At 59.8% G+C, this 13570-nt stretch carries 17 protein-coding genes; 9 read left to right on the top strand and 8 right to left on the bottom strand.

All coding sequences use genetic code 11. From position 1 onward, the window contains the following. Positions 1–25 precede the first annotated feature (25 nt). The 4 genes from C3Y91_RS17195 (at position 26) to C3Y91_RS17210 (ending at position 2302) form a co-directional block, all read left to right on the top strand. The gene (locus C3Y91_RS17195; protein ID WP_018072963.1) at positions 26–853 is read left to right on the top strand and encodes a hypothetical protein; all 828 of its coding nucleotides are present in this window, start codon (positions 26–28) and stop codon (positions 851–853) included. After that, on the top strand, positions 850–1494 hold the full coding sequence (locus tag C3Y91_RS17200; RefSeq protein ID WP_024319636.1) for an RES family NAD+ phosphorylase: 645 nt from the start codon (positions 850–852) through the stop codon (positions 1492–1494). The genes C3Y91_RS17195 and C3Y91_RS17200 overlap by 4 nt, the downstream gene beginning before the upstream one ends. 230 nt (positions 1495–1724) lie before the next feature. Beyond that, the gene (locus tag C3Y91_RS17205) at positions 1725–1988 is read left to right on the top strand and encodes a hypothetical protein (RefSeq protein WP_011649410.1); all 264 of its coding nucleotides are present in this window, start codon (positions 1725–1727) and stop codon (positions 1986–1988) included. 44 nt (positions 1989–2032) lie between these two features. Further along, positions 2033–2302 (top strand): hypothetical protein, encoded by a 270-nt coding sequence (locus C3Y91_RS17210; RefSeq protein WP_018072961.1) that lies wholly within the window; start codon positions 2033–2035, stop codon positions 2300–2302. Positions 2303–2428: 126 nt separating this feature from the next. Here the strand turns inward: C3Y91_RS17210 and C3Y91_RS17215 are convergent, their stop codons facing one another. From C3Y91_RS17215 to C3Y91_RS17230, 4 genes are all read right to left on the bottom strand, one after another. After that, entirely contained in the window at positions 2429–2848 is a 420-nt protein-coding gene (locus tag C3Y91_RS17215; protein ID WP_029767294.1) for an HD domain-containing protein, read from the bottom strand. Between the two features lie 5 nt (positions 2849–2853). Beyond that, entirely contained in the window at positions 2854–3180 is a 327-nt protein-coding gene (locus C3Y91_RS17220) for a DUF2934 domain-containing protein (RefSeq protein WP_024319635.1), read from the bottom strand. Positions 3181–3226: 46 nt separating this feature from the next. Continuing rightward, positions 3227–3583, bottom strand: a complete 357-nt coding sequence (locus C3Y91_RS17225; protein ID WP_018072958.1) for a hypothetical protein — start codon at positions 3581–3583, stop codon at positions 3227–3229. A gap of 100 nt (positions 3584–3683) precedes the next feature. Then, complete coding sequence (locus C3Y91_RS17230) at positions 3684–3974, bottom strand: hypothetical protein (protein ID WP_018072957.1); 291 nt, start codon at positions 3972–3974, stop codon at positions 3684–3686. 346 nt (positions 3975–4320) lie between these two features. Here C3Y91_RS17230 and C3Y91_RS17235 point away from each other — a divergent pair, with 346 nt between their 5' ends. The 3 genes from C3Y91_RS17235 (at position 4321) to C3Y91_RS17245 (ending at position 6723) form a co-directional block, all read left to right on the top strand. Then, the gene (locus tag C3Y91_RS17235) at positions 4321–4635 is read left to right on the top strand and encodes a co-chaperone GroES (protein WP_017991466.1); all 315 of its coding nucleotides are present in this window, start codon (positions 4321–4323) and stop codon (positions 4633–4635) included. A 152-nt stretch (positions 4636–4787) separates the two neighbouring features. After that, entirely contained in the window at positions 4788–6416 is a 1629-nt protein-coding gene (gene groL / locus C3Y91_RS17240) for a chaperonin GroEL (RefSeq protein WP_018072956.1), read from the top strand. Positions 6417–6465: 49 nt separating this feature from the next. Next, positions 6466–6723 (top strand): hypothetical protein, encoded by a 258-nt coding sequence (locus C3Y91_RS17245; protein WP_018072955.1) that lies wholly within the window; start codon positions 6466–6468, stop codon positions 6721–6723. Between the two features lie 150 nt (positions 6724–6873). Here C3Y91_RS17245 and C3Y91_RS37585 read toward each other — a convergent pair whose 3' ends face one another. After that, positions 6874–7020, bottom strand: coding sequence for a hypothetical protein (locus tag C3Y91_RS37585; protein WP_165448373.1), 147 nt, complete (start codon positions 7018–7020; stop codon positions 6874–6876). 145 nt (positions 7021–7165) lie between these two features. On the opposite strand from C3Y91_RS37585, the gene ydiJ reads away from it, so the two are divergent. Next, entirely contained in the window at positions 7166–10213 is a 3048-nt protein-coding gene (gene ydiJ, locus C3Y91_RS17255) for a D-2-hydroxyglutarate dehydrogenase YdiJ (RefSeq protein WP_024319634.1), read from the top strand. Positions 10214–10303: 90 nt separating this feature from the next. On the opposite strand, the gene C3Y91_RS17260 is transcribed toward ydiJ, so the two are convergent. The 3 genes from C3Y91_RS17260 to C3Y91_RS17270 are packed head-to-tail and all read right to left on the bottom strand — an operon-like array spanning position 10304 to position 12703. Continuing rightward, entirely contained in the window at positions 10304–10567 is a 264-nt protein-coding gene (locus tag C3Y91_RS17260; RefSeq protein WP_018072952.1) for a DUF6522 family protein, read from the bottom strand. A gap of 43 nt (positions 10568–10610) precedes the next feature. Further along, on the bottom strand, positions 10611–11741 hold the full coding sequence (locus C3Y91_RS17265) for an HPP family protein (protein WP_168575617.1): 1131 nt from the start codon (positions 11739–11741) through the stop codon (positions 10611–10613). Positions 11742–11797: 56 nt separating this feature from the next. Then, the gene (locus C3Y91_RS17270) at positions 11798–12703 is read right to left on the bottom strand and encodes a LysR substrate-binding domain-containing protein (protein ID WP_024319632.1); all 906 of its coding nucleotides are present in this window, start codon (positions 12701–12703) and stop codon (positions 11798–11800) included. Positions 12704–12964: 261 nt separating this feature from the next. Between C3Y91_RS17270 and C3Y91_RS17275 the strand changes: the two genes are divergently transcribed. Then, a complete protein-coding gene (locus C3Y91_RS17275) occupies positions 12965–13276 on the top strand; it encodes a hypothetical protein (protein ID WP_027688304.1) in 312 nt (103 codons plus the stop codon). Positions 13277–13570: the final 294 nt, after the last annotated feature.

Consider the following 13570-nt stretch of genomic DNA (forward strand, 5'->3'; position numbering starts at 1 on the left):
TCATCACCAATCTCACGTGGCCGAAATGACCGAAGCTCTCTTTTCCGAATTTCTCATGATTGATCGGTCGTCCGCCAACGACGGGCGAACCGTGCCATTGGCTGGCCACCGGCGCAAAGGCGTTGCTCCAGAACGGACCTCGGATGAAAACGCTCTGCGTGATGCGTTCGCGGATGCCTTCCTGCAGACCCTGACGAAGTTCGCCGTCGATCGATCTGCTTTTCCTGAGAACGCGGACCCCGAACTCGCGAAGCTCGCCAGGGCGATTGCAAATGTTGCGGTCGGGGATTCCGTGGTAATCCGCTTGAAACCCGATCTGCCGGAAGGACATCGCAGATCCGTCAAGACCTTCTTCCAGACGATGGTCCGCGTCAGCGGCTCGCTGGAAGAAAGCCGCCTGGAAGATGCGATCAACAAGCTCGCGGATGTTATCCTGCCTGATGAGCTTGGCGAGGCGCGCGGCGTGCTCGCAGCGGACAATCTGGAGGTCAGGGATCGCTTCATCGCTGAGGTGCCGCAGCTCACCAGCGCGGAGATCGGAAACCGCGCCGGCTCAAGCGCGAGAAACCTGTACGCGACTGCGGCGCGCTGGAAGAAAGCCGGCGACATTTTCTCAGTACATCATCGCGGCACCGAATATTTTCCGGCGTTTCAGCTCCGGGACGGACGGCCGCATCCTGCGATCAAGAAGGCGCTTGTGGCGCTTCCGGAAAACCTGTCTCCATGGCAGCGCGCATTCTGGTTCGTTTCAACGAACGGCTGGCTGGACGACAAGGCGCCCATGGATGCGCTTGACGATATCGACGCGGTGGCTGCTGCCGCGGCCCGTGAACGGCAAGAGGTCATTGGGTGAGCCACCCTCCTCTGCCATGCCCGCCGTCTCCTTTTCCAACGATCAACATCCGGACGATCAAGGCGGGTACGGCGCTTCATCGGACCCATCTGTCTTCGTTCCGGGCAGGGCAATTCAATCCCTGCAAGGGACAGCCGACGCGCTTTGCGCCGTTCAACGACGCGCACGGCAATTGTGTCGCAACGCTCTATGCGGCAACGAGCAGAGAGGCGGCCGCCTTCGAGTCGATCTTTCACGACATCGAACCGGCCGCCGCTTTCAAGACCGTCCGGCTAGCCGTTGTCGAAGCGCGGACGGTGAGCGTCATCGCGCCAAAGCGTGATCTACGGTTGGCAAGCCTTTTCGCACCCGATTTGAAAGCCTGGAAACTCAGTCGAACCGATCTCATCGAAACGCCGAAGTCGACATATGGCGAGACCGTCCTGTGGGCCGAAGCCATTCATCGGGCGCGCGCAGACATTGACGGGTTGATCTGGACGTCCCGCCAGTGCGACCCCGAACAATGCATGATCCTGTTCGAGGATCGCATGACAGAGGATCGGCTCGACGTCGTTCAATCCATTGACGCCGATACGGATGTTGGTCTCCTTCTCGAGCTGCGGGACTACGGGCGCCGTGCGGGCATAACGATCATATCTTAGCGCCAATGACGCTCGCTGACTCCGGAACCGTCACCAAAGCTATTCTCAAAAACCAATGCGCGCTCAACGCGGTCGTCGCATAATATTTTCGAATTACTCCATAATTATATTTATATCTTCAACTAATGAATAAGAAAAACCCACTCTTCGCAACATTGCTGTAATGAAATCCGGCAAAGCGCAGCAGCATACTCAGCCTTCAGTTTCCGAGATCTTGAGAGGAGACCGCAATGCCCACCATAATGATCTATCACGACGTCAAAGACACGAAACACTGGCTCGCTTCGCCCATCCGCAAACAGGTATTGGAACCCGTCGGCGTGACGAACATTCGCACGTTCACAGACCCTCAAACGTCCAACCGCGTCGGCTTGGTCATGGACGTTGCAGATATGGAAAAGTTGATGGCCTTCATGCAGACCAAGGCAGCGGCCGATGCGATGGCGAGTGACGGTGTCTTGCCCGAGACCATGACGTTCCTCGTGCAATCGTAACACGCGTCTCAACCAAACTTGGAAATGCAACGCGGGAGGATGATATGACGACATTATTCGTGAGGCACGAGGTCTCCGACTACGCCACTTGGCGCAAGACGTATGATGCGTTTCATCAGGTGCAGAAGGCCAACGGGGTGACGGCGCAAGCCGTTTATCGCGCCATCGACAATCCGAACGATATTACCGTCACCCACGAGTTCGCCACGTTTGAAGCGGCGCAGGCATTCAGCAAGTTGGACGAGCTGAAGACGGCGATGCGCACGGGAGGCGTGCTCGGCGCGCCGACAGTGTGGTTTACCAACAAAGCATGAGATAGGCCAAAACGGCCTCCGCCGCGGTGCAACGGAGGCCGCCGGCTCTCAATGCATGACATGGAGGCGGGTAGTGGACGCTTGCCAGATTGCCGACCTTGATGGCAGTTGCCGGCGAACGTAAAATTATGACCCGCTCGTTATGTCGCGCAGGAGATCCAGGCCGCGTTGGTATTTTTCCGTTTTCTTGCCGGCCTGTTCGGCCTGCCGGAGATTGTCTTCGAGATCGGCCCGCTTGACGGGCAAGGACAACGGGTTTGATGCCGCACGTCTGACGAAGTCGTCGTCCGGCTCGTCCGGCCGACGTGTCAGAGCATTCACCGCCGAGATGATCGCCGGCGGAAAGCCTTCTTCCCTCAGCCTGTCGAGCGTCCAGCCGCTTCCCTTTTCGACAACGTCATGAAGGTAGGCGACCGTTCGCGTCTCGTCACCAGAAACCAGAAGGGCTACCCGCTGGCAGTGCTCGAAGAACGGCCGGCCGGTTTTGTCCGCCTTACCTTCATGGGCTGTAAGAGCGATCTGGATGGCATGGTCGAGATGCTGCATGGCGATCACGGTCCCTCTGTCTTCCTGATCTTCCGTCGGGAAGGCTTTTCGCCCGTCGTCATCTCGATGTCAGGGACGGGGGCCATCGCGGCCTGGACAGGCCTCGCTCGTGGGCGATCGAGATCGCCGCTCTCACCGGCGCCTTGAAGCAGTGCTGCATCATCCCTGTCGTCTTCATCAAGCAGGTTCTGCAGCGTCTCATTCTCATCCTCGCCGGCCAGTTCGTCACAGGCTTGAAGCCAGTGGCGCTGATCGGCGCCGTCCGGGCGGCCCTCGGCCTCCCAGATTTCGTAGGCACGGCGACGGATCTGCTCGTGCTTGTCTATAGCCATGATCGCCTCCAAGCGCATTTCATCCGAAGAACGAGCCCAGCCGCTTTCACGGCGTGTTGATGGTTGGAAGAAAATCCTCCACCTGTTTGCGCTTATCCTTCGAAAGCGTCTCCACCCGTTCCTTCCAGAACCGCTCAGCCTCGGGTGGATCCTCATCCCATTGGCGAACATCGGTGATGTTGTCGTCGATCATGGACCGACGGTGGCCGCCGAGGCTGAGATATTCTTTCGCAAGCTTCAGGCTTGGGTTTTCAGTGTCGCTATCGCGGCCTGATGTCGAACTCGCGTTGCGCCGGGCATTTTCCAATGCCCTTTTACGATCGGTCTCGGCTCGCTCCGTATCGGCGGAACGCGCGTCATCTGTCCCGCTCTCGGGCGGCACGTTTAATCTGGAAGTCACCATGGATCACCTCTCGATGTTGTGATCCACTAACCTTTGCAAGCAGTGAGAGTTCCGCGTGGGTGGAGATTGATTTGAGCGAGCGCCCCGCACCGCCCGGCAATCAATGAACGGCCATACTCACCATTCGATAGGGGTGCACGGCTTCGAATTGCGAGATCATCGCCGTCGCCTGCTGAAATACGAGCTCGGCATTTTCCGGATCATCACGGGCGAGTTCATCGGCGTTGACGCGGATCGTTTCGGCCATATTGTTGGAAAGTGCGGCAAACTGCGTGTTGCCTTCGACATAGGCCTCGCGAGCCGTCTCCTCCAGCGTACGAGCGATATCGACGAGGATTTCCTCGCGTTCCTCGATACTGAGGTCTTTGATGATATTGGTCTTCTCTTCCATGTCACTCACTCCAAAAAGACGTGGGACGATGACCGAGCTTGAACAAGCCTCGATCATCAAAGAGTTGGGAATGCCGAAATCCGGATTCAAGCCTCAATCCTGCTGGAACTCGCCTCCGGCACCACGCCGTCGCCTTCGTTATTCGAACGCGGGAGGCGATTTTCTGTTCCCTGCCGGGCGTTAGCACTCACGAGCAGGGAGTGCCAATTTTTCTTCCATCACCTCTTGAATTGCAAAACCATCGAACCAAATCATTCTCGCAAGGCTCGCGCGCGAGCACCCGCCCGGATTGGTCATCCGGTCCGGCTAAGGACAACGTCATCACTGTTTATCGATGGAGGAAGACATGTCGTTCCGACCGCTTCATGACCGCATTCTCGTCCGCCGGGTCGATTCAGAGGAAAAGACCAAGGGCGGCATCATCATTCCCGACACTGCCAAGGAAAAGCCGCAGGAAGGCGAGGTCATCGCCGTCGGCCCCGGCGCACGCAACGACGCCGGCCAGATCCAGGCACTCGACGTCAAGCCCGGCGATCGCATCCTGTTCGGAAAATGGTCCGGCACCGAGATCAAGATCAATGGCGAGGATCTGCTGATCATGAAGGAAAGCGACGTGATGGGCATCATCGAAACCCAGGGCGAAAAGAAGCAGGCCGCATGAGATCCCTGCTGACATCCGTCCACGCTGGAGCGCTTCAGCTTTTCATGGAAACGCAGAACCGCTCCAACATTTTATTTCTGACGCAATTCCGAACGGAAAACCCCTTCGTACTTTCCTGGAATTGCTCTGGCTGCCTATGAAGGAGTGAGGACATGGCTGCTAAAGAAATCAAATTCAGCACCGAAGCCCGCGAGAAGATGTTGCGTGGTGTCGACATCCTGGCCAACGCCGTGAAAGCGACCCTCGGCCCGAAAGGCCGCAACGTCGTGATCGAAAGATCCTTCGGCGCCCCGCGCATCACCAAGGACGGCGTTTCGGTCGCCAAGGAAATCGAACTCGAAGACAAGTTCGAAAACATGGGCGCCCAGATGGTCCGCGAAGTTGCTTCGAAGACCAGCGACGTCGCCGGCGACGGCACCACGACGGCAACGGTGCTGGCCCAGGCAATCGTCAAGGAGGGCGCCAAGGCCGTGACTTCGGGCATGAACCCGATGGACCTGAAACGCGGCATCGATCTTGCGGTCGCCGCCATCGTCGCGGAACTGAAGGCCAACGCCCGCAAGATCTCCAACAATTCCGAAATCGCCCAGGTCGGCACAATCTCCGCCAATGGCGATGCCGAAATCGGCCACTTTTTGGCGGAAGCCATGGAAAAGGTCGGCAATGATGGCGTGATCACCGTCGAAGAAGCAAAGACTGCGGAGACCGAACTCGAAGTCGTCGAAGGCATGCAGTTCGATCGCGGCTATCTCAGCCCCTACTTCGTCACCAATGCCGACAAGATGCGGGTCGAGTTCGAAGACCCGTATATTCTCATCCATGAGAAGAAGCTGTCAAACCTGCAATCGATGCTGCCGGTGCTCGAAGCCGTCGTCCAATCCAGCAAGCCGCTCCTCATCATCGCTGAAGATGTCGAAGGCGAAGCTCTCGCAACGCTCGTCGTCAACAAGCTGCGCGGCGGCCTGAAGATTGCTGCCGTCAAGGCGCCGGGCTTCGGCGACCGCCGCAAGGCCATGCTCGAAGACATCGCGATCCTGACCGCCGGCACCGTCATCTCCGAAGATCTCGGCATCAAGCTCGAATCCGTCACGCTCGACATGCTCGGCCGTGCCAAGAAGGTCTCGATCGAGAAGGAAAACACCACGATCGTCGATGGGTCAGGCGCCAAGTCCGACATCCAAGGTCGTGTGGCCCAGATCAGGGCTCAGATCGAAGAAACCACCTCCGACTATGACCGAGAGAAGCTGCAGGAGCGCCTTGCCAAGCTCGCTGGCGGCGTTGCCGTCATCCGCGTCGGCGGCTCGACGGAAGTTGAGGTGAAGGAAAAGAAGGATCGCGTCGACGACGCGCTTCATGCCACCCGTGCTGCGGTCGAGGAAGGCATCCTGCCGGGCGGCGGCGTGGCGCTGCTGCGCGCCGTCAAGGCGCTCGACAATATCAAGACCGCCAATGGCGACCAGCGCGTCGGTGTCGACATCGTTCGCCGCGCGGTCGAGGCGCCGGCTCGCCAGATCGCCGAGAACGCCGGCGCAGAAGGTTCGATCATCGTCGGCAAGCTACGCGAGAACTCCGATTTCTCCTACGGCTGGAATGCTCAGACGGGCGAATATGGCGACCTTTATGCGCAGGGCGTCATCGATCCGGCCAAGGTGGTTCGCACCGCGCTGCAGGATGCGGCCTCCATCGCCGGCCTTCTCGTCACGACGGAAGCCATGATTGCCGAGAAGCCCAAGAAGGACGCGCCGCCGCCGATGCCCGCCGGCCCCGGCATGGATTTCTAGAATCTCGCCCGCCCGCACCGCCGGGCGGGCCTTTTCCGAGGGAATAGAGATGGTTCAGACGATCAAAAACCGATCGCAGGTGCCGCTGGACTCCCGCGATCTTGCAACCTGCCAGCGCGTCTTCGACAAGTTCAGTGCCGATTACGGGGTGGCAAGGAACAGCGACGAAGCCGAACGAATGGCCAGCATCATCATCGAGCTCTACCGACAGGGCGTGCGCGACCCCGATCACCTGCAGTCGATGGTCGAGGCGGCCCGCGGCCTCTTCGAAACGAGCGAGCGCCCGCCTACTGCTCCGGGAATTTGACCATGCTGCCGCCGCCGGTCGCCTGGTCCGTCGGGAAGACTTCAATTCGGGCGACGTCAGCGGTTTCGAACGCATCAGCCCGGATAGGCTTTTCGCCGCTTTCGTCGGACAGTCCCTGAGCGCGTCGGCCTCGGCCGACGGCGTAAACCCTCAGCCCATCTCGCGTAGCCTGTCGACCCGCTCGCAGCACCAGTGACCACGCCGCGACGGAGTGGCTCCGACATAGATCTCGCATCTGCTGACGACGACGTTTTCGCCGGTGACATGTTCGGCCTCGATGACGCTCCATGCCGCCACCTCGACCGGCTCGGGCCGCGCACCCGGCCGCGCTGGCCTTAGCCAGCTCCGGCAAGAACTCGAATTCCCTTTGCGCGGTCCGTCGCGGAACTGGCGGGTCCGGCGGAATTGACAAGGATCGGATCTTTTGAGCATTTCTGGGAGAATGATTCCACGTCTCCAGCCGAACGCTTCAATCCCCCTTCCCCCCGCGGATTTCTTCCAACGGCTCGTTGAGGCAGGCTTCGACGGTGACATCGAGACCGGCCCGGCAAGCCGGACTGTGTTTTCGACCGACAATTCCATCTATCAGGTCGAGCCGGCCGGCATCCTTTTCCCAAAGGGCATCGAAGACCTGCAGATCACGGCGGCCGTGCTGTCGGAGCCGGCTTTTCGGGGGATCACCGTCGCGCCGCGCGGCGGCGGAACCGGCACGAACGGTCAATCTCTCACCTCAGGCATCGTCGTCGACTGCTCGCGACACATGAATTCCATTCTCGAGATCGACCCGATCAGGAAAATTGCGCGGGTCCAGGCAGGCGTGGTCAAGGATCAGCTGAACCAGGCGTTGAAGCCCTACGGCCTGTTTTTTGCGCCTGAACTCTCCACCTCCAATCGCGCCACCATCGGCGGCATGGTCTCCACCGATGCCTGCGGCCAGGGTTCATGCCTCTACGGCAAGACCAGCAACCATGTGCTGGGATTGCGCATCGTGCTTGCGGATGGGACCGACTGGTGGTCCCGCCCGCTCGATGCGGAGGCACTCACGGAGATCGCCGCGCGCCAGGATCGCGTCGGCGAGATCCACAGGACGGTCGACCGCATCGCGCGCGAAAAACGGGACCGGATCACCGATATTTTTCCGAAACTCAACCGCTATATGACCGGTTACGATCTCGCGCACATCCGGCGCGGCGACGGACGCTTCGACCTCAATGCCATCCTCTGCGGCTCGGAGGGAACGCTGGCGATGATCGCCGAAGCCGAACTTAACCTTCTGCCGATCCCCGCCCATGCGGCACTGATCAATATTCGCTACGGGGACTTCAACACTGCATTGGAGGATGCCCGCACGCTCGTCGCGTTGAAGGTCGCCTCAGTGGAAACGGTCGATGAAAAAGTTCTAGGCCTCGCCAGGAGCGACATCGTCTGGACCGGCATTGCCCGCTTTTTTCCCGACGATGCCGGCCGAACCACAAACGGCATCAATATCGCGGAAGTGCTCGCCGACGATGAAGCCGAACTCGACCGCAAGCTGGCCGAAGTGACTGCCGCGCTTGCTGCGGGCGCAAATGCGCATCACATGGGTTATACGATTGCGCGGGATCATGCCGATGTCGAGGCGATCTGGTCGATGCGCAAACGGGCGGTCGGCCTGCTCGGCAATGTGGACGGACCGGTCAGGCCTGTCGCCTTCGTCGAGGACACCGCCGTGCCGCCGGAAAACCTCGCGGCCTATATCCGCGAGTTCCGCGCATTGCTTGATGGCGCGGGCCTTTCCTACGGCATGTTCGGCCATGTCGATGCCGGCGTCCTGCACGTGCGGCCTGCCCTCGATCTCACCCGTGATGACCATGTCCGGCTGGTCCGGGAGGTCAGCGATGCCGTCGTGGCGCTGACGCGTAGATATGGCGGCGTGCTCTGGGGGGAACACGGCAAGGGGGTACGTTCCGAATATGTGCCGGAATTTTTCGGCGACCTCTATCCCAGCCTGCAGGAGATCAAACGGGCTTTCGATCCGGAAAACCGCCTCAACCCGGGTAAGATCGCAACCCCTTCCGGCGAGCAAGCACTGCTGAAGATCGACGACGTTCCGCTGCGGGGAGATACCGACCGCATCATCGGCAACGAGATCCGCGCAGCCTTTGACAATGCCGCCTATTGCAACGGCAACGGCGCCTGTTTCGATTTCGACGAAACGAGCCCGATGTGCCCCTCCTATAAGGCGACACGCGACCGGCGTTTTTCACCCAAGGGCCGCGCCGCCCTGATGCGGGAATGGCTGAGGCTGCTTGCCGAGAAGGGCATCGATCCCCGCCAGGAGGCAAAGCGCTTGCGGCGAAGCGGCCCGCTCGCGAGCTTCGCGCGGCGCGCCTTCAACTCGCTGAACCCTCAAAATCGCGACGACTTTTCCCACGAGGTCCGCGTTTCGATGGATACCTGTCTGGCGTGCAAGGCCTGCGCGGGGCAATGTCCCGTGAAAGTCAGCGTCCCGGCCTTCCGCTCCAAATTCCTGGAACTTTATTACGGACGCTACCTCCGTCCGCTGAAGGATCCGCTGGTGGCAGCCATTGAAACCACCCTGCCCCTGGTCCACCGGATACGACCTGCCTACAACCTGGTCGTCGGCACGCGAGCCGGCAGGATGATGATGCGCGTCGCCGGACTGACGTCCCTGCCCCGTCTGCCGGCGATCTCTCTGGCGAAGGAAGCCGCCCGCCTTGGCGTGCCGCTTGCGACCCTTCGGCAAATCGAGGCCTTGTCGCCGCGTGAGAGGGAGCGGAGCGTCATCTTCGTCGCCGATGCGTTTACCGCCTATTTCGATCCTGAGGTCGCCCTCGCCGCAATCGGGCTCGCACGGAAAATGGGGCTTTCGCCCTTCCTCGCAGCATCCCACGTCAATGGCAAAGCCCTGCACGTTCATGGCTATCTCGGACGTTTCGAGGCTGCGGCAGGGCGGACCGCGCACTATCTGCAACGGCTGGATGATACGGGCGTGGCGCTGGTCGGGCTCGATCCGTCGATGACGCTCGCCTTTCGCAGCGAATACAAGGAGGTGCTGAAGGCGACCATTCTCCTTCCGCAGGAATGGCTGGTCGCCAATCTCGACCGGCTTGCCGCTTCCCCCTCCACCATCATAGGCAGGAGCTTCCGGTTGATGGCCCACTGCACCGAACGCACCAATGCGCCTGGCTCAATCGCACAATGGAAAAAAGTGTTCGAGAGCCTCGGCATCGATCTTCAGGCAGTGCAAACCGGCTGTTGCGGAATGGCCGGCACCTTTGGTCACGAGGCCAGTAATCGGGCGATTTCCGAGCGCCTCTTTGCGATGAGCTGGAAGCCAGAGCTTGATGTGGCAGGCGAAGGCGATATCCTCATGGCAACGGGATATTCCTGCCGCTCTCAGGTGAAGGAAATCGACGACAAGCGCATTTCCCATCCGTTTCAGGTCATCGATCGGATAATTGCTGAAAAGCCAGACTTCGCGCAATAGGGGGCACTCAGATACCTTGCCGAGAAACGGAACTGCTTCAACACGTTACGCCTCACCATACATCAATAATGATGATCTCGGCCGGACGCATCAGGATGCTTTTCCCCGAAGAACGGTCATGTGCTCGTGCTGCACTTCGTTCGCGTCGTTTAGCACCGCGCACCAAAGCCTGTTGCCGAGCCGAAGCGACACCCGCTTGGTGCCCTCATGTTCAGCCGTGCCGACTTCCACCGTGCTGACGACGGAGCCATGTCGCATGTGACGGCGGAGCGCGGCCAGCGACAGTCCGAACCGCTCCGCAAGTTCGGATGACTCCAGGATGAAATCGCCATTTGCATCACGCTCGATCAACACCGGCTTATTCTCCCACCGCTTTACATATCGATGACAAACCGGCTCAGGCCACTGCCGGGATCGCATTATCTTCCTTTGGCAGCAATCGCGCCACTGCGCTCAGCAGATCCGTCTGCGATATCAGGCCAAGGATCCGATAATCGTCATCGACAATGATGACCGCATGCGTGTGCCCGTCCGTCAGAACGGGCAACAGCGACAGAGCAGGATCCGAAGGTCTGGCCACCGCCGGCCTCGCGATCGCATGCGCGATGGTCTCGGTGCTCATCGACAATTCCCGCAAGCCGACAGCGCCGACGAGACGGCCCTCCGGGTCCTTCACCGGCAAGGTGCGGATATTATGCTTCAAAAGAAGATGCCGTGCGGCATCCGGCTCCGAAGCTTCGCCAATGGCGATCACGTCACGCGACATGATATCGGCACAGCTGATCTTGCCGTTTGAGCGGATGGCCGCTTGCAGCTCGACCTGCTGCAACAGCCGGCCGAGGTCTGCCCGGTCGATATCGAAGGTTTCGTCGAGCGCTTCGAGGGCCGCATCGACATCCTCCTCGCGAAAACCGACCCGCACGGCCGATGGCAGGTCGATTGTCTGATGGGTATTCTCCGCGGATTTCGGAACGACGTGCGGATAATTCCGCTTGGAAAGCTTGTGGAACAACAAGCCAAGGCCGACGAGAATGCAGGAGTTCAAAGCGACGGGCACGAAAGGAAAGAGGAATCCCCAGCCGGCAACGACAGGACCGCCGAGCACGGCGGTCAGTGCAGCGGCTCCTCCCGGTGGATGCAGGCAGCGCGTGAAGGACATCGCGCCGATGGCAAGCGAAACGCCGACGCCGGTCGCGATGATCGGATCGCGAATGAAGTAGGCGGCAATAATCCCCATCAGGGCGGAAATCGTATTGCCGCCGATGATTGACCATGGCTGCGCCAGCGGACTTGCCGGCACCGCGAAAAGAAGCACCGCGGACGCCCCCATCGGCGCGACGATCAGGGGAAGATGCGGCCCCTGGCCGAACAGATAGCCGCTGATGACGCCGGTGAGACCAATGGCCAGCAAGGCGCCGAGACATCCAATCAATCGCTCTCGTAAGGTCGCACCGGCCAGAATAGGTGAAAACAAACGGAAGCGGCGGAAGCTGCTCGGTCCCACCTTCGGGGAAACGGGATACTGCATGACAAGACCAATTTTAAGCGAGGATTATCTGGCGGCGAGGGAGGAAGACGTTCGGGCTAGTTTGTCGCCAGCCTGATATCTCTGCCTTTAGTCGCGCTGAGGACTTCGTGGAATGCGTTGAACGCGCTTGGGCGATCATTCCTGCGGTAGACGAGCAGCGTCTCGACAGGCCCGAGCTGATGGGTCTGGACAGGCGTCGGCCAGTGCATGAGATCAAGGACGGATCGCGGCATGACGCCCGCCGTATTGCCGGTCGCAACGCTCGCCAGGATAGCGTGATAGGAGCCGAGTTCGCTCGTCGGCAGGGCGCTCGATTTGCGCGCCCAGTTTTCGGCGATCCTGCGATAGGTGCAGCCGGGTTCCAAAGCGGCGAGTGATCCGACACGCAGGTCGGCGGCGGATTTGATGGAGGGATGCCCGGACGGCAACACGATCAACAGGTCCTCGACAAAAACCGGCTCCATCTCCAGCGCCTTGAGTTCGGCATCGAAGCTCGGGTCTTCCTCGCGCATCGTCTTCGGCGGGCGGGCAATCAGCGCGCAATCCAGCGCATTGGAGAGAACGTCGCGGGTCAGATCGCGGGACGCCCCCATCGTCAGATGAAGTGACACATCAGGCCACATTTGATTGAATTGCGTCAGCGCAGCCGGCAGCCTGCTTGCCGCCGTGCTCTCCATGGTGCCGACCCGCAATGTCCCCGATGGGGCGAGAGGCCGCACGGCCTGGCGCGCTTCGAGCGCAAGCGCCATAAGCCGGTTGGCATAGGCGAGAAACGTCTCGCCCTCACGTGTCAACGTCATCTTCTTGCCGTCACGGCTGAAGAGCGAAACGCCGAGGTCCTCCTCCAATTGCTGGACGCGCGTCGTCACATTCGACGGCACCCGCCCTACGGCCTTGGCAGCCTTGGTAACACTGCGGTCGCTGGCAACGGCGAGGAATATCTCGATCGATGAAAGGTCCAATGAAAGGATCTCGTTTCCGGAATTAAGACGATAGATAATTCTCTATATAAAAATCATTGCCTCAGCTCAAGCCGGTTTCGGCATCGGACCAAAATCATGAGCCCAAGCAGACGAACGATTGCCGAAAAAAGGGTCGCGACGCCGAGGAAATAGCCATGCAAGCCGCGACATGGCCTCTGTTGGATGACGTTTTGAGGGTTTGAGGCTGGCATGAGGTTTGCATGCCTAGGGCTATCTGCAGATCGATCGGCGACGACCTCAATGTTGCAACTTGTCTTGACCTGTCTTCTTCTGAGCGTCGCTTCAGGCTTGAGCATGCGCCGTTTTCTTCTGCCGTATTTCCCAGGCGGCGATCTCGCCGAGAAATCCGCCCCGGTGACAATCGTCGCAAGCGCCGTCTTTCTGGCGGCAATCGCTTTCACCGTCTCCGATCAGGATCTTTGGGCGAAATCGCTCATCCTGATGCTCGGCCTTGCGCTGGCAGCCATGTTCGACGATGCAAGACCCAGGCTGACGATCGCTCTCTCCGCCATCAGTCTGGCTGCCTACCTCGGGCTGCGTTCGATCGCCTGAGTATCCAACCATCACGCAAACAGATCAGTGGCGATTGAACACCGCAGCGTATCACGGTGTCGACGCCCAATCGTCAACAGAGCCACATCTTACAACCTGAAACATCTCCCGACGGGGGACAAAGAAGACTTCACGCAATACGAGCAAATGATCTCTATTGAAGAATATTCGTTCGCTGTTATTCTGTATTATAGAACATTACCGAAGCACGCAGGGATCGCAGCAAGCAGAAATCGGACCTCCCGCGATCGGTGTCTCTCGACTCCAGGAAATCGAGACCATCGATCCCGGGAC

It is taken from the genome of Rhizobium ruizarguesonis (assembly GCF_012349115.1).
In the GTDB taxonomy this organism is placed as follows: Bacteria; Pseudomonadota; Alphaproteobacteria; order Rhizobiales; family Rhizobiaceae; genus Rhizobium; species Rhizobium ruizarguesonis.